Origin of the sequence: Chryseobacterium echinoideorum (genome assembly GCF_007474535.1) — a bacterium.
Classification (GTDB): domain Bacteria; phylum Bacteroidota; class Bacteroidia; order Flavobacteriales; family Weeksellaceae; genus Chryseobacterium; species Chryseobacterium echinoideorum.
The window spans coordinates 1-20,131 of the sequence record NZ_VKNW01000017.1; the positions used below are offsets into that span (position 1 = coordinate 1).

A 20,131-nucleotide genomic window follows, 5' to 3' on the forward strand; every position below is an offset into this window, starting at 1 on the left:
TCCATTATCATCTTTAAACCTCAATTCTTGTGAAAATATTTTTTTTGCAGTGGCTGTTTTTAGAGTTTTTAAATCGTTAATTATTTTAATTGAACAGTCAATCCTTTCAGATATTTTTGCCAAGAAAGTTGATATTTTCTCTTGTTCTTGATTAGTTGGTAAACTCAATGAAAGAGAAGCTAACTGACTTGAATATAAATGCACTACAGAAATGCCTTGAGCCAAATTTGCTATTTCCATTTTCTTCTTGCTGTTCAAATAATAAGATAAAAATACTCCATCATTTTTGGATTTGATAATATTCAAGTCTCCTCCTAATGCAATACCTGGCTTCAAAACACAGGAAGCCGTAGCAATATCTATTGTTGTTTCTCCAGATGCTGGGATGATAACATCATTTTCTTCACTTAATACTAAAGCCGATTTATCTACATTAGTTCTAGATTTTATTTCGTTAATGACTTCTCTGTAATGTGTATATAGTTCGCCATATCTTATACATTCAGTAATTCCATTTTCTTCAATTTCACTTTTAGAAATCCCTTTTCCTTTTGAAAATGTAGCAATCTCCCCCAACTTCTTCACTTCCCACTCTCCTTCGAACTCAGGAAATCTAAGATTAGGGATTTGCTTTGGGTTATTTGGAACATTTGAATTAAGGATTCTTAAACCTCAATTTAAAAGATTTGCAATCCTTAATCCTCAATTTCTTTCCTTTGAGATGTTTTAAAAATTAAATAAAAATGAATAGTAAAAAACAACTCTCAGAAGTCATTGCGCTATGGAAAGCAGACAAAAAAAACTATGTAAAAAAATCAACGTTTTCGGCGTATGTGTTACTCATCGAAAATCATTTATTACCCTCTTTTGGCAATCAATACGAAATTCAGGAAGCCGATGTACAAACTTTTGTGTTGCAAAAATTAGAAGCTGGTTTAAGCCAAAAAACCATCAAAGACATTTTAATCGTCTTGAAAATGGTGCTAAAATTCGGGGCAAAAAACAAATGGATTGCTTACGAATCCTTCGAAATTCAATATCCTACCATCCGAGAAAGTCAGCAAATAGAAGTGCTTTCAAGAACGCACCAAAAAAAAATAATGAATTACATACAAGAGCATTTTACCTTTCGGAATTTAGGTGTTTTAATCTGTTTGTCTTCAGGAATGCGCATTGGAGAAATTTGTGCTTTAACTTGGGAGGACATTGATACCGACAACGGAGTCATCAGCGTGAACCGCACCATTCAACGAATCTACGTGATAGAAGAAGGAACCCGAAAAACAGAACTCATTTTAGACACGCCAAAAACCAAAAATTCCATTCGCGAAATCCCGATGAACCGAGATTTAATTCGACTGATAAAACCCATCAAAAAAATAGTAAATCCTTCTTTTTTTGTACTCACCAATGATGCTAAACCTACAGAACCTAGAACGTATAGAAGTTTTTACAAAAACTTAATGCGTTATTTAGAAATCCCAGAAATAAAATTTCACGGATTAAGACATAGTTTCGCCACACGTTGTATCGAAAGCAATTGCGATTACAAAACGGTAAGTGTATTACTCGGACATTCCAACATCAGTACCACTTTAAATTTATATGTTCACCCAAATATGGAACAAAAGAAGAAAGCCATTGAGCAGATGTTTAAGACATTGAGATAAGTTCTAAATTATGAATTGGGAGAATATTTTATTTTACTAAATTTGTAAGTAGTTGAAAAACCATAATAACCTCCTAATTCATAATTATTTTGAGTAAACAATCAGAACATATATTGGAAGAACAACTGTTAATCCAACTTCAAAAAATAGGGTATCAATATGTTTCCATAAAAGATGAAAAAGCTTTATTGGTAAACCTTAAAACACAATTAGAAAAGCACAATCATATCCAATTTACTGACAGTGAATTTGAGAAAGTTCTAAATATTCTCAACAAAGGTTCTGTCTTTGAAAAAGCCAAACTACTAAGAGAAAAGAAACATCATATCATTCGTGATAATGGTGATAACCTATATTTTGAGTTTTTGAATGTAGAACACTGGTGTCAAAACGAATATCAGGTAACCAACCAGATTACGCAAGAAGGAAAATATGAAAACCGTTACGATGTGACGCTGTTGATTAATGGATTACCATTGGTTCAAATAGAATTGAAACGTAGAGGATTGGAAATGAAGGAAGCGTTCAATCAAATCAATCGTTATCAAAAGCACAGTTTTGGTGCAGGAAAAGGTTTGTTTCATTTTGTGCAATTGTTTATTATCAGTAACGGTGTAAATACCAAATATTTCAGCAACTTTGGTTTGCATCCGCAAGAATTTTTACAAACTTTTCATTGGACAGATGAGGAGAACAAACCACTTAATAATCTGTTGGAAGAGTTTACAGATGCGTTTTTAGAGCCTTGTCACATCAGTAAAATGATTTGTAAATACATTGTCCTGAATGAAACCGCTAAAGCCTTGATGGTGCTTCGCCCATATCAATATTACGCCGTAGAAAGCATTATCAAAAAAGTAAAAGAAAACGAAATTCTGAACGGTTATAACATTGATAAGAACGGCTACATTTGGCATACAACGGGAAGTGGAAAAACATTAACTAGCTTCAAAGCCAGCCAGATTTTATCTAAAATTCCTGCTATTAAAAAAGTGGTTTTTGTGGTGGATAGAAAAGATTTGGATTATCAAACCAATCAGGAATATGATAAATTCAGCAAAGGTTCGGTAAGTTCTGCCACCAATACCGATGATTTAATCAAGAAGTTTAACGACCCGAATGTTCGCATTATTGTTACCACCATTCAGAAACTGAACAACGCTATTTCGGGCAGAAATTTATTGAAAATGAAATCAATTCAGAACGAAAGAATGGTTTTTATTTTTGACGAATGTCATCGTTCGCAATTTGGGGATACGCATAAAAACATTGTCAGTTATTTTACCAATATTCAACTGTTTGGCTTTACAGGAACACCTATTTTAGCAGAAAACGCAAACGGCGAAAAAACCACAGCAAGTTTGTTTGGAAAATGCTTGCATAAATATGTGATTACCGATGCTATTCGAGATGAAAATGTGTTGAAATTTTCGGTAGAATACATTCAAACCTTCAAGCAGAAAGAACAAATTATTGATTTGAAAGTAGAGCAAATCAACGAAACAGAAGTTTTTGAAGCACCTGAACGTAAAGAAGCCATTGTAGATTATATCATTCTACATCACGATCAAAAAACACAAAGCAGAAAATTCTGTGCAATGATGTGTGTGCAAGATATTGATGCGGTGATTCAGTACTATGAAATTTTCAAACGCAAAAAACAAAACGGAAAACATAATTTAAAACTTGCCACCATTTTTAGTTTTGGTCAAAATGAAGACGAAATGGAAGACGCAACTTCTTCTCAACTCGCTATGGTTGCAGAAGACCAAGCAGAATATGGCAATCCAAAGCCACATCGTAGAGAAGTTTTAGAACATTATGTAGAAGATTTTAATGAACTATTTGGAGAAAAACACAACATCAAAGACACCGAAAGCTTTTACAATTATTACAATGCTGTTGCCAAAAAATCGAAGCAAAACGAAACGGATATTTTGTTAGTCGCCAATATGTTTTTGACAGGTTTCGACAGCAAACATCTGAACACATTGTATGTAGATAAAAATTTACAATATCACGGATTGATACAAGCATTCAGTAGAACCAATCGGATTTTAGATAAGAACAAAACACAAGGAAATATCGTTTGTTTCCGAAATTTAAAAGATAAAACAGACGAAGCCATTGCGTTATTCAGCAACAAAGAAGCAATTGATGAAATTATTGTAGAGCCTTATGAAAAATATGTAGAGCAATTTAATGAAGCAGTAGAAAAATTATTAACCATTGTTCCGGAAGTGAAATCGGTGGACGGATTGTTTACCGAAGAAGATCAGTTGCAGTTTATTTTGGCGTTCCGTAACTTAATGCGTTTGCACAAAAAAATGAGCCATTACACCGAATTTACTTGGGAGGATTTGCAAATGGAAGAGCAGCTTTTTGCTGATTATACCAGTAAATATCTTGATCTAAAAGAAAAAATTGGTCCTCATTCTTCACCAGAAAAAACATCAATTCTGAATGATATTGATTTTGAATTGGAACTAATAAGGCGTGATACCATTAATGTAACCTACATTGTTCAGTTATTGATTAATTTGAAGTCAAAACACAGTAAAAAAGACAAAGAAAGTATTGAAAAAGATATTTTCAACTTACTAAACACAGATGTTTCACTAAGAAGCAAAAGAGCGTTAATTGAAAAATTTATTCAAGAAAATTTGCCATATATTGAAGATACAGACACTATATCGGAAGAGTTTGAAAAATTCTGGAGCGTTGAACAAGAAAAAGCACTCAAAGAATTAATCGAAACAGAAAATTTAACGAAAGAAAAAACAGAAAGGTTAATAGAAAACTATCTTTTTACAGAACGAGAGCCCATACGTCAAGAAATTTTGGATTTAAGAAATGAGGGAAGACCAAGTGTTTTACAATCTAAAGAAATCGGAGACAGAATCTTACATAAAATAATCAGTTTTGTAGATACTTTTGTGAATGGAATATCTGGGAATTAAAAACGAATTACTAAAAAGCCACCCTTTTAGCCACCCCTAAAAAACAAAAACGCTGAAAATCAACAGATTAACAGCGTTTTTTGTACCCCAGACGGGACTTGAACCCGTACGTCCTTGCGGACACAGGATTTTAAGTCCTGCGTGTCTACCAATTCCACCACCAGGGCATGGTGTGGAGCGAAAAACGGGATTCGAACCCGCGACCCCAACCTTGGCAAGGTTGTGCTCTACCAGCTGAGCTATTTTCGCAAACTTGTGCGGATGAAGGGACTCGAACCCCCACGCCTCACGGCACCAGATCCTAAGTCTGGCGTGGCTACCAATTACACCACATCCGCATGGTTACTGAAATATTTTAAAGAACTTCTTTCGTTTTTGTGAGTGCAAATATAGGGCAATTATTTGTAATTGCAAGAATTATTTTTAAAAAAAAATAAATTTTTCTAAAAATTGTTTGAAACCATTTTTTTTAAATTTCATTTTATTACTTTTACACAGTTAATATTTATGATATGGAATTACAAGGAACGATAAAGAAAATCTCTGAAACACAAACATTTGCAAGCGGTTTTCAGAAAAAGGAAATGGTTATTCTTACACAAGAACAGTATCCTCAGCCGATTAACATCGAATTTTTACAGGATAAAATAAATTTACTGGATTCTTTAAAAGAAGGTGAAAATGTAAAGGTAGGAATCAATATCAGAGGTAGAGAATGGGTTTCTCCACAAGGCGAAACAAAATATTTCAACTCTATTACGGGATGGAGAGTAGAAAAAGTTATAGACAACGGATCAGAACCTACACAAGCTTCGCCTTCCCAATCTGCGGCACCGGTTTCTAACGAGAATCCTTTTGCGAATGATGACGATGATGATTTACCATTCTAATCAAAAAATAAATCTTAATAAAAATCCTGCTTTTAAAAGGCAGGATTTTTTCTGCGAATGGTAAGACTTAACAAAAACGAAATCTCATTCCCGGATCCGGCAAAATATGACGGTCATGAAGGCATTATTGCTTTCGGCGGAGATTTATCTGTAGAAAGAATCTGGTTTGCGTATCAAAATGGTATTTTTCCATGGTTTAATCCTGACGAAGAAATTCTATGGTGGTGTCCTGATCCAAGATTTGTTTTATTTCCGAATGAGCTGAAAGTATCGAAATCAATGCAAAAGATTTTAAACAGAAATATTTTTACTATTACTGAAAATCAAAACTTTGACGAAGTTATATACAATTGCAGTATTATAAGAAGAAAGGACCAGGACGGAACATGGCTTTCTGAGGAGCTTATGAATTCCTTCAGGCAACTGCATCGTTATGGCCTGGCAAAAAGTGTAGAAGTCTGGATGGAAGGCAATCTTGTTGGCGGACTTTATGGCCTGCAGGTTGGTAATGTTTTTTGTGGAGAAAGTATGTTTTCTAAAGTAAGCAATGCATCAAAAGCAGGCTTTATACATTTCGTGCAACAACACAAAAACGATTTCACCTTAATAGACTGCCAGTCTCATACTCATCATCTTGAAAGTTTGGGCGCAAGAATGATTTCAAAGACAGATTTTTTAAAAATTTTACATCAGCACTGAAAATGAATTCAGAAATGTAAATGTAATCTTTAATAGAAATGACAAAATACTTTTCTTCTTTTGATATTTTTCGGAGTATAATACTCCCCCAAATTAAGACCGTAATTTAAGATATGAAATTAACGAAAAAAAATTAATTTTAAAATCAAATAATTTATGTCAACAAGGAGAAAATTCAGTAAAGAATTCAAATCAAAAGTAGTTTTGGAAGCGTTGAAGAAACGCACTACCATAGAGGAAATCGCCAAGAAATACGAGTTACAGCACTCTCAAATCAGTCTTTGAAAATCCCAGACATTAAGTAATTTTGGGAATTTTTTTCAGGCAGAAATTTCAAATGAAAAAGAAAAATCCATCGACATAGAAAAACTTTATGCCCAAATTGGACAGCTAAAAGTAGAGAAAGATTTTCTAAAAAAAACTTGAGGTGATGCCTTTACAAGAACGTAGAGAACGCATTGATGAAAATGATAAATCATTGACTATCAGTAAACAATTCAATTTACTATCCATTCACAGAAGCGAATTGTACTATAAACCGAATGTAGAAAAAGAAGAAAATTTGAAGATTATGGAATTGCTTGAGAAAGAATATTTAGCTTAAACTATCCTTCATTCTAACAAGAGGGACTTTTCCTTGCCCTTTAGAATATTTTCTATAGCCATACCTTGTACCCGAGACACAGATGTCCCCATTTGAATCCATTATTCCTTCTATCTACGGTAAACCAATCCACAATACATATTTCATGTTCGTTTTTATCTTTATCATGATAAACATATTTATATCTTTGTTTGTATTCTTCTTTAATAGTTTTGGGGATATGCTTTTCTATTGTTCCATTCTCATAGATATGATAAGTTATAATATCTTTTGCATTAAGTATTGCGGGAGTAATAGATGCTCCACAACCAAATTCATTTTCTTTCAATCCTAATCCTTTAGTATACACTTCTTGAGCTACCATTGCTATTTCCCAAACATAAGTATTTCCATTAGGATTTGTTGGTTTTTTATATTTTATCGTTTTACCTCTACTATTTACTTTCGTTGCCCATTCCCATTCTCCTTCTTCTTTAAAGAATAATGGGTTACTTCTATAAGCAGCTCCATGTAATACAACATAGTCTTTTTCACTACCGTGTCCACAAGCACTAGGATATAATACTGCTAAATACAAATCCGCCAATGTTTTAAATTTAGCTTTCTTTTTCATTAAATGTTTTTCAACATAATCCATTTGTTCTATAAAAAACATTTTAACTAGTTTTTCTTGTGTAGTTCCTACATCTGTTGCTGCTCCTACACCAAATTGTATGAGACCAACATAACCAACTCCATTGTCTATTGATGGACTGAAAGTCTCTGCTGTTTCCAACGCAATTACCGTCATTAACCAATTAGGATCAACTCCCAAATTATTTGCAACCTCAACAACTTTTTTTCTTTCATTACATCCAATTTTTTTACCACAAACCAAATTATTCTGTTGGCAAACACAAGCTCCATTACCATTTTGCACCGTATCACTTCCCACCGTAACCGCACCTACATAACTTGCTACTTTCAACAAGTCACTTTGTGGGGTAAGTACAGTGGAGCATAATGTGCTACTATCACTGCCATCCAATAATTCATTGTCATCTTTATCATAAATGACAGCATAGTATTTCTTTGTCTTTTTATTTTGTTTGGCATCTTTTAACTTGCCCCAATTGATTTCTGCTACCAATGTGCCATCTTCCTTTACGGTTTCGGTTACTTCAAGTTCTTTACATTCCTTATCTATTGACCAATTGATATCCTCAAAGATCTTTACTTTCAGTTTTGTATCTTTCGGATACGTTGTGTTGGCATATACCCAACTTATGATGTCATAATCTACAGGATTGTGCCTTGCTCTTCCATCCTTATCTCCTATTATTGCACGGTAAACTTCTTCTTCATTATTAACTGTAAGATGTTTTTGAGTGTCTTTCTTTTCGGTAACATCTGTTAAAGAGGTATTAAAACCAATGAGTTTGGCTTTGGCATATAATTTCACTTCGTCGGAAGCAATTGGTGGTTCTATCCTTTATTGTATCACTAAGTTCTATTCTATGATAGGTGTAGCCTCCATTTTTGCTTCCTAAAATATCTTTTTTATTTTCGGTATTAGAGTAAGCAAAATCATCGTCATTAGGTGGATTATCATCATCATAAATATGAAGTTCAATTTTCTCCCCTTCTATATTTTCACCTTTTATGCAATAATCTACGGTTTGTCCCCACTTTGCACGGCTTATTTCGCTGCCTCCGAAATCATTCCAAAAGCCTTCGGTTATTTTGGCTTCTACAATGGGTTCTGATTTTGTAATGCCATTTTGGGAATTAACAAAACATTTTACAGTTACAACTCCAGAAACTGTGGGTGTATAATCTGCATACTGCCCCTGAAACGTTTTTCCTCCCAAGTTCCAGTAAATTTGTTCGTTGCTAGCTAAATTTTTAAAAATTAAATCATTATTTCCAATACTAAAACGAACACTTTTTCCTACTTTCAACGAACCACTTTTCTGATAGCTTATAATATCATTATGCTTCACTTCAAAATGCCAGTCATCTTCCTCATGTTTCGCTTTTGAACCAAAAGAATTTGCCATTTTACAGAATGCTTCAATCAATTATTTTTTACTGATTTTATACCCTTTCTGATCTGGTTTCGTAAGAATATCTGAGTCAATCCACTTCGACTGAATGAAATATTTTCCATTGTCGTTTATTAAAACAAATTCAGTATCCATATTTTCTCCAAGAGTGTATCCATCTATATTTTTTTTATGTTTCAGAATTAATTTGTTTCCGTCTTCTAAAGCATTTAACTCATCCGTAAAACCAATTTGATAACCATTTCCTGAAGCTATGATATTTTCTTTGTTTATTTCTATTTCTAACTCCCAACCAACATTCTGTCCTCCTATTTCACCATAACTAAACCATGCAGTATAATTACCAAACCATTTGTTTGAAATTAAATTTGCTTCCTCATTTTTTTTGAATGTAAGATCACTTTTATAATACTTAAAATTTCTTTTATTATCAGATGACGTCTTAACTAATAACAAATTATCTATAGACCAAGCAATTTGATGTATTCTAAAATTTTCAGAAGTAAAACTTGAAAATTCTTGAAAATTCTTATGTGAGTCAATTTTTAAAATCCCTAAAAAACTATTGTTATCACTATAAATTTGATTATAAAAATACGCTAAGTATTTTATGTTGGGGGATGAAATAGGAGTTTCGATTTTATCATCACCTGGTGAAACTATTTTATATATTTTCCCATTTGATTTATTTATTAATTCAAAATCACTAAACCCTAAACTTTCACTTACAGAATTACAGGAAAATGCATACATATTTAATGATGTATAAAACCCTAAGTAATTGTACCATATAGTTCCTTCCTTTTTTTTTAACTTTATAGTTTTAGACCCAACTTCAAAATAATAATTCCCCTTGTCTTCTATTAATGGTTTTTTAATAAGGTCATTTTTAAAATTTTTTAATTGATTAAATTCTTTTTCATCAATTTCTTTAAGATTCAATTTTGGAAGCAAATCATATTTATCTGAAAAACCAACCGTTTCAAATTTTATTTTATCAACATTAATTATTTCCTTCGTATTAGAAGCTACCATATCTTTCTGACCTTGTTTTTGGCAACTTAAAAACCCAAATAATAAGAATGATAACAATTTTATTTTTTTCATTTTTCTTCTATTGTTTGAATAATGTTTGAATTAAATTCTCCAGAATGTAGATGATCTTCATGACCAGAAGAATAGATAGTTCCAACTAATCTAGAATACCAACTTCCACTACCCCTGTATATTTTTTCAAAATGAAATTCCTTGAAGGCATTTACTTTCTTTTGCTCAAGCTCTAAAGTAGCATAATAAGCTGTATCCGCACAATCTCCATTCGGATGTGTTACACTTGGATAGCTTGTTGCATCTGCAAAACACATACCCGTACACAAAACATCTTCTCTTCCTAATTTGGCTAATGCTCCTATAAAACCAGCATAGGCATCAGGATTACAATATCGCCTTTGCGAATTTTGAAATGTGTAAAATATTTTAATATAACCTTTTTCATAGCTTAAACTATCCATCATTCTAACAAGAGGGACTTTTCCTTGCCCTTTAGAATATTTTCTATAGCCATACCTTGTACCCGAGACACAGATGTCCCCATTTGAATATAAGTATGCTGTTTGTGCGTTTCCTCCTGAAGGATAGCTATATGTATTTATATAACCCGCAGGAATGGTTGAAATTCTCTGTCCATTATTCCTTCTATCTACGGTAAACCAATCCACAATACATATTTCATGTTCGTTTTTATCTTTATCATGATAAACATATTTATATTTTTGTTTGTATTCTTCTTTAATAGTTTTGGGGATATGCTTTTCTATTCTTCCATTCTCATAGATATGATAAGTTACAATATCTTTTGCATTTATTTGAATATCAGCTTGACCATTATTTCCACACTCAAAAGTAACCTCATTATTTACAAATCCTTCAGTTTTTGCAGAAATTGCCCTTGCAGCGATTTCTTTTTTGGTAATACCATTTTTACCATCCGTATCAACACTTGAATTTGCATTATAATAATCAGAACCTTCTCTATATAATGTAGTATCATCGCTAGATCCAAAGTAATTTGGGGCAAAAACGAGTACATATAAATCAGATATAGATATTCTGCTTGTTATATTTTTAGTTTTTTTCCATAATTCAATATATTTTTCTACATAATCTAATTGATCCAATGCAGACATCAATGCTAATTTCCTTTTCGTCAAAGAAAAATTATAGCTTGTATTTAAAGAACTTATGGCAACAGGAGTGAACTGAATCAATCCAACTGCTCCAGCAAAATTTTCGGGAAGTTGCATGATTTCATCTTTTGTTAGACCTCTGTAATCTCTTTTAAATGTGCCATCCTTCCTTTTTTCTTTTGTGGGCTTTATTTCAATTTTGGATGGAGAAAATGTTCCTGAAGTTTCAACTTTCATGACCGACATTAAATCATTAGGGTCAAAATTTTGTCTTTTACTTATTTCAACTACTTTTTTTCTAAACTCACAGGTTACATTTGGATGCCCCCCCAAACCAAATTATTCTGTTGGCAAACACAAGCTCCATTATTTTGTTGTTCTATATTCTGGCTTCCATTCGTCACAGCTCCTACATAACTAGCTTCTTTCAACAAATCACTTTGAGGCGTAAGAACTGTAGAACACAATATATCACTGTCCTTCCCATTTAATAACTCATCATCGTCTTCATTATAGATTTTGGCATAGTAATTTTTGGTTTTCTTATTTTGTTTGGCATCTTTTAACTTGCTCCAATTAATTTCGGTGACCAAAGTTCCATCTTCTTTTACTGTGCCTGTAGCTTCCAGCTCATCACATTTTTGATCAAATTCGTACCATGGAGTATTCTCAAAGATCTTTACTTTCAGTTTTGTATCTTTCGGATAAGTAGTGTTTGCATAAACCCAACTTATGATCTCATAATCTACAGGATTGTGCCTTGCTCTTCCATCTTTATCTCCTATTATTGCACGGTAAACTTCTTCTTCATTATTGACTGTAAGATGTTTTTGAGTGTCTTTCTTTTCGGTAACATCTGTTAAAGAGGTATTAAAACCAATGAGTTTGGCTTTGGCATATAATTTCACTTCGTCGGAAGCAATATTGGTGGTTCTCTAGTTCAATTTTCTCTCCTTCTATATTTTCTCCTTTTATGCAATAATCTACGGTTTGTCCCCATCTCGCACGGCTTACCTCACTTCCTCCAAAGTCATTCCAGAAACCTTCTGTGATTCTTGCTAATTCTCACATTTTTTTAATTTTACAGGCTTTGCATTTTCTGAACTACTAAACTGAGTAACTATATGTGTTTTTTTTGATGTTTTGATATTGCTTAGTCCATACCACGTTAATTCGAACTCTTCATTGTTTTTAACAATTTTTCCTATATTTTCTTTTTTTGAAATATTTTCTTCATCAATTTCATTTTCGGAAGCCATTGGTGGAGACATATCTTGTGAAACATATTTTAAATAATAAACATTATTTTCTATACCCTTTTCCAGGGTAACATTTATAAAAATTGCAGGTGGAGCTAGTGCTAAAGTACCAGTAAAGCGATTTTTATTTTGATAAATTTCAATACCACTATTTTGTACGGAACAATCAAGTTGCCATAAACCAATTATATTATCAGAATTTTCACTTTTTAAACCATTGATAAGCTTTATATCATCTTTTATAATTGTTTGATTAATGATATTTTGTTGATCATTTCTATCAACAAATTTAAATTCAGTTCGATTTTTAATAACATAACTAACATTTATTTTCTCATTTTGTTGAACAGCTTGATAGTGACCATTTTTATTTAGTTGAATACCTGTATTTAATTCAATATCTTTTAAATATTGAATTTTATTCGAGTCAAATTTATATAGAAAATAAGATGGAAATTCTTCAGTAAAACTGGGGATTAATAGTACTCCTTCTGAAATTGTAGAGTTATAAAGTAAATGAATATCTTTTTCAGCAAATTCATAAGAGCTGTCATAATAAAAATTAATATTAAACGGCTGCCAATCTTGAATCAGTTTATTTCCAAAGGAATATTGTATGTAAGCCCTATCCTCAATATATTTAATTTTAAAATGATAATCCTGAAAATTTACATCTAGACTCTTTACAGAATCTGCTGAGTAATTATTATTTATTTGTAGACTTTTTACTTCCTTAAAAATCGTTTGATTTGCTTCAACAAAAGTTGAATTTGGATTATAATTATCAACATCCTTTTTACAAGAACATAGAATATTTATAGAAAATAAAATAAAAAATAAATTAAATAATATTTTATTCTTTACCACCGAATTCATTAATTTTTCCATTTTGTGCTGTTTTTATTTGAATGTCTCTTTCTATTTGACTTTGGTCATCATAGGATTTATAATATACATAATAACCAGGGTTGCATCTTTTTTTACTTGCATCTCTTATTTCAAAATGTACATGTGGTGCGCAAGTCCCACCACTTTGAACACCTGAAACGCCACTTAATGCTATTGGTTTTGATATATCGTCTATTACATCTCCTTTACTTACCAGTACTTTTCGTAAATGTCCATAGAATAAGTATATATCCCCATCTTCATTATATCCTGAATCTTTTTTATCTTCTTTGTCAGGATATTTTAACTGATAATCTCGTTTATGTGCCAAAAAAGTTTCTTTATCTAAAACCTTTAATGTCAAAGATATACCATATCCCACAGCAGCTGGATATACAATATTTGTAACTTCTGCTTTGACACAAGAATATACAGAAGAACCTGGTATTACAAATAAATCTAAACCTTTATGGGGTCTTGTTCCGTTTCTTGCATTTGTTCCAAATAAACCCCAATGTTTTCCTGCTAAATTAACCTGAGTTCGGGATAATAATTGAGATAAACTTTGTAAAAAATAGCAATAATTCGTATATTTAAGTTTCTGACATTCAAATATTTAAACGATTTATTGCTATGAATTTAAAAGACCAAATTACAAATATTTTTGTACAAATTGATGATTTCTGTAAAGAGTTTGATGTTCAAATTAAAAAATTAAAGCTGGAAGCCTTGGGAGACAGCAAGAAAAGAAGAAACAGAAATTCAAAAATGTCTAATTCTGAAATTATCACAATTATGATAGGCTTTCATTTAGGAGCCCACAAAACGTTTAAACATTATTATCAGGAAATCGTTTGTGGATATTGGAAAGATCTGTTTCCAAATAGGCTTTCCTATAACAGGTTTATTGAGCTTCAACAAAGATGTTTTGTTGTTTTTGGTTTATTCTTAAAAGAGAAATGCCTGGGAAAATGTACAGGAATCAGCTTTATGGACAGTACAACTTTGAAAGTCTGTAGAAATCAAAGAATACATAGCCATAAAGTTTTCAAAGGTTTGGCAGAACGCGGAAAGTCCTCAATGGGTTGGTTTTACGGTTTCAAACTACATTTGATATGCAATGAAAGAGGAGAACTTTTATCTTTCTATTTGACGAAAGGAAATGTGGACGATAGAAATCCAAAGCATATCAAGAAGATGACCAGGGAACTGTTTGGAAAATTGTTTGCCGATAAAGGATATCTCTCAAAAGCCTTGTGGGAGATGCTTTTTGCAGATGGGATCCAGCTCTTTACCAAGCTTAAAAAGAATATGAAAAATCATATTATGACAATGGAAGACAAGATTTTGCTCAGAAAAAGAGCTATCATTGAAACCATAAATGACGAACTGAAAAATCATTGTCAGGTTGAGCACACCAGACACCGAAGTGTGAACAATTTTATAATAAATATTTTGGGAGGGCTAACAGCATATTGTTTCTTTCCAAAGAAACCGTCACTCAACTTGAAAAAGGTAAATGACGGTCAACTATTTTTAAACTTTGCTTAAACCGAACTCAGGTTATTTACAATATTGTTGCTGACACTATCCTGCAAAGCACAGATTTATCCGCTAAATACAAGCCCAAGCGATGTTCCTGACAATGGTTAAAATATACTTAGAAAATGGAAACAGAAAAACAAAAAAATGTCCTTAATTTTAAAACAAATAATTAAATGAAAAATATAATCTTATTTACAATATTGTTGCTGACACTATCCTGCAAAGCACAGATTTATCCGCTAAATACAAGCCCAAGCGATGTTCCTGACAATGGTTATATAAAAGATACAAATAATGAACTGGACAAGTATGTAGGTGTATGGAAAGGGAGCTGGAATGGTAAAACAGTTTATTTGGAATTGAGAAAAATAAAATATTATTCTCAAATGGGTAAACTTTATATGGATAGAATTTTTGGCGAAAGAAAAATAATAAATTCTGGCGGCGTGGTGGAAATAGATAGGATCACTAATTTCAATAATGAAGATTCCGAGTTTAGGGGTATGTTTAACAGTTTAAAATATCCCGGAAAAAAAATGATAACATTTTATCCAGATAATATGTGCAGAAAGACCGCATCTCTTTCATATCACAGATTTCGATGAGATTAACTATAAAATGACCTTGCATTTTGTCTATGATCCCTCTTACATTAATGATAGTTGCCCCTATTACAACTCTGTCATGCAGGGAAATGATTTTCCGGTTAATTTCCCAAGAGATATTGTGCTAACGAAACAGTAAATAAGCGCCCTTTTCCAGGGCGTTTGTTGGTTGTCCCAAAAATGTACAGGAACAATCATCCCCACCGACCCACAATCTGGTTTTATCGATGAGAACGGCTGTACGATTGGTTTGCCGAGCTTGCCAAACTTACCTTTTACGATTGATCCTTGTGAAAAGCTGAAAAAACGGCAGATCTTATGGTATTCCTGTCAATCAGCAGTTTGAAATTAGTATTTTTGTCAAGTAGAAGAATGCTTAAATGAGATAAAAAGAACAAATCCTCCCGATAATCTCAGGAAGATTTGTTTTGTAACTCAGATTTTACTAGGAGTAAATCAATTCACCACAAGGTTTTTTAAAACAGCTTCCGACTTGAGTTCTGTTTCGTTCCATTCTTTTTCCGGGCTGCTTTCTGCGGTGATTCCGCCACCAACAAAGAGGTGAACGGCATTTTTATACAACTTGGCACAACGCAGATTAACAAAAAACTGAATGTGATGTTCTGTCTCAATCTTAATGTATCCTGCATACAGCTCGCGCGGAAATTTTTCGGTTTTCTCAATCTGATCTGCACAAAAATCTTTGGGAATACCGCAAACCGCCGGAGTAGGGTGCAGTTCGCTGATGATCATGTCCAGATTTTCAGGATTAATTTTCAGTTTAAAATCTGTTTTTAAATGTTTAATATTTCCTGAAATATGATCATAGATTTCAGATTCTTGTAAAGTGTTCTCGGCATCGTACTGTTGTAGAATATTGCGGATGTAATCTGAAACCGGCTTTTGTTCTTCAATTTCTTTCTGTGACCAGTTTTCATTCACAGGAATAGTGCCTGCAAGACTCATCGTTTCAAACTGCTGAGTTATTTTGTTGAATTTCCCTAAAACTTCTGAAAAAGCACCCATCCAGGAATCTTTTCCGTCAAAAAACATATATTTAAAAGCATTTGGATAATTCAGGCAAAGATTTGAAAAACTTTTGGTAAGATCTAAAGAATTAAAATCACGGATCATTTTTCTTCTCGACAGAACAAGTTTTGGCAGTTTGTTTTCTTTGATGATCTGGATTACTTTTTCAAGTTTTTTCAAATATTCCTGCTTGTTTTCTGCATTATATTTTATTTCTTCATCATAAAGATTGGCAGAATTTATATGGAGTGTATTAAATTCTTCCTGACTGATTTCCACGATTTTTCCTTTAAAATTTTTAATTTCCGAATTGTCAAATGAATGAAATTCTATAGGATGTATCTCAGATTTTTCATCGGTAGAATAGAATTTTTTATCAAAAGGAAACTGAAAGTAAATCATAGACTTATGCTTTTCTTAAATCCGAATTTATTTTTATTCAGGATTGTTATCTCTTTTCAAAACTTTTAATACATCTGTCATTACTTTTTTGTCGGTAACCATCATAATCATAACACTATTATTAAATGTATTATCATTAACATTCTGATTAACATTTGTAGAAGCTGTATCCTCAAAGAGTTCTTTAATTTCTACACCTAATTTTTCTGCTAATCTAGGGATGTATTCCGATTTAACATCACTAATCTGATTTTCCCAGTTAATATATGTTTTTCTGTCAACACCTATAAAATCTGCTAAGTCCTGCTGAGAGATTTCTGCTTTAGTTCTAAGGATTCTTAATTTTTTTCCTACCATACAAGATTTTTTACAAAAATATAAAAAATGTCCAAAAAGTTCCACATATTTTGTGGAATAATATTCATATATAGTGTGAAATATTTGTTTTAGTTTTGAACTGTTAACCAATAAAAATTATTTCAAATGAAAAATTTAACATTATTATTCGTTTTATTTATTACTTCTTTTTGCTTCGCAGGAGATAGAGTTGAGCTGTATAAGAATGAACAGCTAAGAGAGATTAATGTGCATGAAAAAATTGTGTACAGGACGGTTGCTGATGGTATGAGAAAAAAGCTCAAAGTTTATGTAGGAGAGGCTGAAAATGGTAAAATATCCTCTTATTCAATCGAAGTATTGGATTCTGACCAAAAATTAGAAAATATCATAAACATTGATATTGCAACTCAACAAGTTTCTGATTTCATTACTTATCACATTAATAGTGTAAAAAGTTCAGGTGATGGAGGACCAACAGACATAAGAGCCAACTGCTTTTCGGACTGTAATAATAAATGGAAATGTGATGATCAACCATCCCAAGTAGGAACTATGCTTTGTGCTACAGATTGTTTCATTGAATGTTATATGCTTTCTAAACCAGTAAAATCTCTTACTGCATCAATACAATAAATTATATAAATTTGAGAATGAAAATCAGTATAATTTTTTTATTCTTCTGTTGCAGCAGTTTATTTTCACAAAATTTAGTTGTTCAGTATAAGTATTCTAAACAAAAAAATGTTGAAGATACCACAATAATATCTCAGACAGCATTTCTTCGGATTGATGAAAAAGAATCTTTATTTTTTAGTGAAGGCGAATACTTGTCAGATTCTATTATGATTGCAGATACTAAGAACAATAAAATAACCAATTTCAGAGCTTTACCAGAAGATTATCTTGGAGGTATTATAGGTAAAGATTTAGAAAAAAGAGAAGTTGTTTTTTATTCTAATGATTTTATGGATAAACAATTCAAATATTCTGAAAAACCAGATTTTAAATGGATTATTACTAATACAAAAAAAGAAATCTTAGGATATAATGCTGTTCTAGCAAAAACTTCTTATGCAGGAAGAAGTTATGAGGCTTATTTTACAGAACAAATACCTATTCAGGAAGGTCCATATAAGTTTTTTGGTTTACCAGGCTTAATTTTGGAAATTTATGACACCGAAAATAAGCATTGTTTTAGTATTATGGGTATTTCTACAGATAGAAATGATATCACTTTAGATCTTAGTACTACTAAATTTATAGAAACTTCTAGAAAAAAATATTATGATTTGAGAAAAAATTATGAGGATAATCCTACACAAAGGATGCAAGAGTTAATGAATGCTACTCAAATCTATGAAAGAGCTGATAAAAACGGTAATGTTGTAGACATGAGAAAATTAGTTAATGATACTCAAAAAAGTTTAATAGAAATGTTTAAAAAACAAAATAAAATAGAACTAAAACCTTAACAATTATGAAAAAAAATCTTTTAAAAACAGTAACGCTATTGATGCTAATTTTATGTAGCCTATTTTCTTATGCCGCTACAAAAAACAACACAGATAACGATAAAGAATACTTTAGTAGTTTTAGAAAAAATGAAGAGCCTAAAAATAAATCATTTTCATTACTAACAGAACAAGATAACTTTGTTTTGGAAAAAAACAATATTGAATATTATACAATTTACAAAGAGGATACGGAAGGAAAAGGATTCTATTTTAAGGTAGTTGTTGATAAGAAAAGTCAAAAACCTGTGGCTACTTATATTGCAGAGGATAGTAATATTCTAAGTGAAAAAACTAAAAAGCATTTGATCTATATAAGTAAGGAAATTCTGCATATTAAGTCTACAAAAGATATGAGTTTAGCAGGCTCTGGTGATGATCCTGCAATTTGTGTAATTAAATGTCACCGCGCGAATGATTGTTATGGAAAACCAACAAGTTTAGGCGCTTCATTATGTTCTGCAGATTGTCATCTTTCTTGTCACAAAAGTACAAGCACTACAACAAAGTTAACTGAATCAATACAGCAAAATTAATCTAAAAAAAGCAGCCTTTTACAATTTTTGTAAGAGGCTGTTTTATTATTTTAGATATTATTCTCTTGATTTGTGCTTTTCTGAATTATCTGATCTGGTAAGAAATTCCGAGTAAAAATTTTCTTTCAGCAAAGGTATTATTCGGTTTAAATATGTCAAAATCAAATGCAGAGTTTTTTAGAGAAAGATTCTTGATTATGAATTGCTGATATTCGAAATTAAGAAATAAACGACCGTACAAACGATATTGAACTCCCAATGTATACCCAAAGTTGATATTTTTGCTTTTGAAATCATCCAATCTATTCAGTACATCGTTTTCAGGAACCATAAATTGCATTTTGTAGATGTTTTTATTGACTGCAATTCCAACAAATGGGCGCAATTTTTTCCATTCGTACAGTAGTTTTAGATGGATGAGGTATTCAAAATGCTGATTTTTAAATCTTTGAAATAGTAAAGGTTCATTATTTTTCGTGAAATAAAAACCATTCAGATAAGTTTCTTCTTTATTAGCATCTAAATCAAAGTTGGAATTCCAATTTTGAATATTGGCAGAAAATAAAACGGATAATTGAGGGAGAAATAGATTTTTTGAAATCCATATTCCTAGATTTTGACCAAACTGAGAGGGATTATCTGAAAAGTCATTTGCCCAGCTTACTTTTTTTAGACCAACACCTGCTTCAATTCCGTATTGAAAACCATTGCCGGATTTTTTAAGAAGGTTTTGAGAATTATCTTGAAAATTATTTGGCAAATGCAAATCATTCAATTCTATTGCAGCTATTTGCGGTGTTGAAAACTGTATATCTTTAAATGGTAAACTGATGGCTTTTTCGATATAAATGGTATCATACACGATTATTTTTTCGTAAATATAGATGGTATCAGTTTTTTTTCTCTGAGCCTGTAAGCCAATGGAAAATAGTATGAATAAAAAAAATAATAGTTTTTTCAAAA

At 31.8% G+C, this 20,131-nt stretch carries 22 protein-coding genes and 3 tRNA genes; 11 read left to right on the plus strand and 14 right to left on the minus strand.

All coding sequences use genetic code 11. The features are described 5' to 3' along the window. Positions 1–585, minus strand: a 585-nt coding sequence (locus FOL89_RS16705) for a restriction endonuclease subunit S (RefSeq protein WP_228444949.1), incomplete at its 3' end; no start/stop codon positions are given. Between the two features lie 158 nt (positions 586–743). Here FOL89_RS16705 and FOL89_RS16710 point away from each other — a divergent pair. Both FOL89_RS16710 and FOL89_RS16715 read left to right on the plus strand, forming a co-directional pair. Beyond that, positions 744–1,670: a tyrosine-type recombinase/integrase gene (locus tag FOL89_RS16710; RefSeq protein WP_144283897.1), complete on the plus strand. Its 927-nt coding sequence runs from the start codon at positions 744–746 to the stop codon at positions 1,668–1,670. Between the two features lie 89 nt (positions 1,671–1,759). After that, a complete protein-coding gene (locus tag FOL89_RS16715) occupies positions 1,760–4,630 on the plus strand; it encodes a type I restriction endonuclease subunit R (protein ID WP_144283898.1) in 2,871 nt (956 codons plus the stop codon). An 83-nt stretch (positions 4,631–4,713) separates the two neighbouring features. Here FOL89_RS16715 and FOL89_RS16720 read toward each other — a convergent pair. The 3 genes from FOL89_RS16720 to FOL89_RS16730 form a co-directional block, all read right to left on the minus strand. Then, a tRNA-Leu gene (locus FOL89_RS16720) sits at positions 4,714–4,797 on the minus strand. Between the two features lie 6 nt (positions 4,798–4,803). Continuing rightward, positions 4,804–4,879, minus strand: a tRNA-Gly gene (locus tag FOL89_RS16725). Positions 4,880–4,886: 7 nt separating this feature from the next. Continuing rightward, positions 4,887–4,968, minus strand: a tRNA-Leu gene (locus FOL89_RS16730). A gap of 174 nt (positions 4,969–5,142) precedes the next feature. Between FOL89_RS16730 and FOL89_RS16735 the strand changes: the two genes are divergently transcribed. The 4 genes from FOL89_RS16735 (at position 5,143) to FOL89_RS17620 (ending at position 6,823) form a co-directional block, all read left to right on the plus strand. Further along, a complete protein-coding gene (locus tag FOL89_RS16735; RefSeq protein ID WP_144283899.1) occupies positions 5,143–5,520 on the plus strand; it encodes a DUF3127 domain-containing protein in 378 nt (125 codons plus the stop codon). A gap of 57 nt (positions 5,521–5,577) precedes the next feature. Continuing rightward, positions 5,578–6,219, plus strand: coding sequence for a leucyl/phenylalanyl-tRNA--protein transferase (gene aat, locus FOL89_RS16740; protein WP_144283900.1), 642 nt, complete (start codon positions 5,578–5,580; stop codon positions 6,217–6,219). A 156-nt stretch (positions 6,220–6,375) separates the two neighbouring features. Continuing rightward, entirely contained in the window at positions 6,376–6,504 is a 129-nt protein-coding gene (locus FOL89_RS16745) for a transposase (protein WP_144283901.1), read from the plus strand. Between the two features lie 145 nt (positions 6,505–6,649). Further along, complete coding sequence (locus FOL89_RS17620) at positions 6,650–6,823, plus strand: hypothetical protein (protein WP_185146999.1); 174 nt, start codon at positions 6,650–6,652, stop codon at positions 6,821–6,823. A gap of 52 nt (positions 6,824–6,875) precedes the next feature. Here FOL89_RS17620 and FOL89_RS16750 read toward each other — a convergent pair whose 3' ends face one another. From FOL89_RS16750 to FOL89_RS17625, 7 genes are all read right to left on the minus strand, one after another. Further along, complete coding sequence (locus FOL89_RS16750; RefSeq protein ID WP_144283902.1) at positions 6,876–8,264, minus strand: hypothetical protein; 1,389 nt, start codon at positions 8,262–8,264, stop codon at positions 6,876–6,878. Continuing rightward, a complete protein-coding gene (locus FOL89_RS16755) occupies positions 8,227–8,862 on the minus strand; it encodes a hypothetical protein (protein WP_144283903.1) in 636 nt (211 codons plus the stop codon). The genes FOL89_RS16750 and FOL89_RS16755 overlap by 38 nt, the downstream gene beginning before the upstream one ends. 21 nt (positions 8,863–8,883) lie before the next feature. Beyond that, positions 8,884–9,975, minus strand: a complete 1,092-nt coding sequence (locus tag FOL89_RS16760; RefSeq protein WP_144283904.1) for a hypothetical protein — start codon at positions 9,973–9,975, stop codon at positions 8,884–8,886. Next, a complete protein-coding gene (locus FOL89_RS16765) occupies positions 9,972–11,387 on the minus strand; it encodes a hypothetical protein (protein WP_144283905.1) in 1,416 nt (471 codons plus the stop codon). The genes FOL89_RS16760 and FOL89_RS16765 overlap by 4 nt, the downstream gene beginning before the upstream one ends. Then, positions 11,366–11,962: a hypothetical protein gene (locus FOL89_RS16770; RefSeq protein WP_144283906.1), complete on the minus strand. Its 597-nt coding sequence runs from the start codon at positions 11,960–11,962 to the stop codon at positions 11,366–11,368. Before FOL89_RS16770 ends, FOL89_RS16765 begins: the two co-directional genes overlap by 22 nt. 150 nt (positions 11,963–12,112) lie before the next feature. Then, a complete protein-coding gene (locus tag FOL89_RS16775) occupies positions 12,113–13,201 on the minus strand; it encodes a hypothetical protein (RefSeq protein ID WP_144283907.1) in 1,089 nt (362 codons plus the stop codon). Then, on the minus strand, positions 13,167–13,583 hold the full coding sequence (locus tag FOL89_RS17625; RefSeq protein ID WP_185147000.1) for a M23 family metallopeptidase: 417 nt from the start codon (positions 13,581–13,583) through the stop codon (positions 13,167–13,169). Before FOL89_RS17625 ends, FOL89_RS16775 begins: the two co-directional genes overlap by 35 nt. Before the next feature lie 251 nt (positions 13,584–13,834). Here FOL89_RS17625 and FOL89_RS16785 point away from each other — a divergent pair, with 251 nt between their 5' ends. Together FOL89_RS16785 and FOL89_RS16790 are read left to right on the plus strand one after the other, a co-directional pair. Beyond that, positions 13,835–14,752, plus strand: coding sequence for an IS982 family transposase (locus tag FOL89_RS16785; protein ID WP_144283909.1), 918 nt, complete (start codon positions 13,835–13,837; stop codon positions 14,750–14,752). Positions 14,753–14,919: 167 nt separating this feature from the next. Next, positions 14,920–15,351: a DUF6705 family protein gene (locus FOL89_RS16790; protein ID WP_144283910.1), complete on the plus strand. Its 432-nt coding sequence runs from the start codon at positions 14,920–14,922 to the stop codon at positions 15,349–15,351. Positions 15,352–15,807: 456 nt separating this feature from the next. Here the strand turns inward: FOL89_RS16790 and FOL89_RS16795 are convergent, their stop codons facing one another. Both FOL89_RS16795 and FOL89_RS16800 read right to left on the minus strand, forming a co-directional pair. Next, a complete protein-coding gene (locus FOL89_RS16795; RefSeq protein WP_144283911.1) occupies positions 15,808–16,782 on the minus strand; it encodes a chorismate-binding protein in 975 nt (324 codons plus the stop codon). 33 nt (positions 16,783–16,815) lie between these two features. Continuing rightward, the gene (locus tag FOL89_RS16800; protein WP_144283912.1) at positions 16,816–17,139 is read right to left on the minus strand and encodes a helix-turn-helix domain-containing protein; all 324 of its coding nucleotides are present in this window, start codon (positions 17,137–17,139) and stop codon (positions 16,816–16,818) included. A 126-nt stretch (positions 17,140–17,265) separates the two neighbouring features. Between FOL89_RS16800 and FOL89_RS16805 the strand changes: the two genes are divergently transcribed. Genes FOL89_RS16805 through FOL89_RS16815 form a run of 3 tightly spaced genes read left to right on the plus strand, consistent with a single transcriptional unit; the run spans position 17,266 to position 19,168 of the window. After that, positions 17,266–17,754 (plus strand): hypothetical protein, encoded by a 489-nt coding sequence (locus FOL89_RS16805; protein WP_144283913.1) that lies wholly within the window; start codon positions 17,266–17,268, stop codon positions 17,752–17,754. Positions 17,755–17,771: 17 nt separating this feature from the next. Continuing rightward, positions 17,772–18,593 (plus strand): GLPGLI family protein, encoded by an 822-nt coding sequence (locus FOL89_RS16810; RefSeq protein ID WP_144283914.1) that lies wholly within the window; start codon positions 17,772–17,774, stop codon positions 18,591–18,593. Between the two features lie 5 nt (positions 18,594–18,598). Beyond that, entirely contained in the window at positions 18,599–19,168 is a 570-nt protein-coding gene (locus FOL89_RS16815) for a hypothetical protein (RefSeq protein ID WP_144283915.1), read from the plus strand. Positions 19,169–19,253: 85 nt separating this feature from the next. Here FOL89_RS16815 and FOL89_RS16820 read toward each other — a convergent pair whose 3' ends face one another. After that, positions 19,254–20,129, minus strand: coding sequence for an outer membrane beta-barrel protein (locus tag FOL89_RS16820; protein ID WP_185147001.1), 876 nt, complete (start codon positions 20,127–20,129; stop codon positions 19,254–19,256). Positions 20,130–20,131 lie beyond the last annotated feature (2 nt).

Excerpts from the sequence above, each read along its gene's own strand:
- FOL89_RS16815 (WP_144283915.1), top strand. The coding sequence starts at position 18,599 with ATGAAAAAAAATCTTTTAAAAACAGTAACGCTATTGATGCTAATTTTA.
- FOL89_RS16755 (WP_144283903.1), bottom strand. The coding sequence starts at position 8,862 with ATGGCAAATTCTTTTGGTTCAAAAGCGAAACATGAGGAAGATGACTGG.
- aat (WP_144283900.1), top strand. The coding sequence starts at position 5,578 with ATGGTAAGACTTAACAAAAACGAAATCTCATTCCCGGATCCGGCAAAA.
- FOL89_RS16805 (WP_144283913.1), top strand. The coding sequence starts at position 17,266 with ATGAAAAATTTAACATTATTATTCGTTTTATTTATTACTTCTTTTTGC.
- FOL89_RS16785 (WP_144283909.1), top strand. The coding sequence starts at position 13,835 with ATGAATTTAAAAGACCAAATTACAAATATTTTTGTACAAATTGATGAT.
- FOL89_RS16790 (WP_144283910.1), top strand. The coding sequence starts at position 14,920 with ATGAAAAATATAATCTTATTTACAATATTGTTGCTGACACTATCCTGC.
- FOL89_RS16710 (WP_144283897.1), top strand. The coding sequence starts at position 744 with ATGAATAGTAAAAAACAACTCTCAGAAGTCATTGCGCTATGGAAAGCA.
- FOL89_RS16810 (WP_144283914.1), top strand. The coding sequence starts at position 17,772 with ATGAAAATCAGTATAATTTTTTTATTCTTCTGTTGCAGCAGTTTATTT.
- FOL89_RS16775 (WP_144283907.1), bottom strand. The coding sequence starts at position 13,201 with ATGGAAAAATTAATGAATTCGGTGGTAAAGAATAAAATATTATTTAAT.
- FOL89_RS16760 (WP_144283904.1), bottom strand. The coding sequence starts at position 9,975 with ATGAAAAAAATAAAATTGTTATCATTCTTATTATTTGGGTTTTTAAGT.
- FOL89_RS16735 (WP_144283899.1), top strand. The coding sequence starts at position 5,143 with ATGGAATTACAAGGAACGATAAAGAAAATCTCTGAAACACAAACATTT.
- FOL89_RS16745 (WP_144283901.1), top strand. The coding sequence starts at position 6,376 with ATGTCAACAAGGAGAAAATTCAGTAAAGAATTCAAATCAAAAGTAGTT.
- FOL89_RS16795 (WP_144283911.1), bottom strand. The coding sequence starts at position 16,782 with ATGATTTACTTTCAGTTTCCTTTTGATAAAAAATTCTATTCTACCGAT.
- FOL89_RS16800 (WP_144283912.1), bottom strand. The coding sequence starts at position 17,139 with ATGGTAGGAAAAAAATTAAGAATCCTTAGAACTAAAGCAGAAATCTCT.
- FOL89_RS17620 (WP_185146999.1), top strand. The coding sequence starts at position 6,650 with ATGCCTTTACAAGAACGTAGAGAACGCATTGATGAAAATGATAAATCA.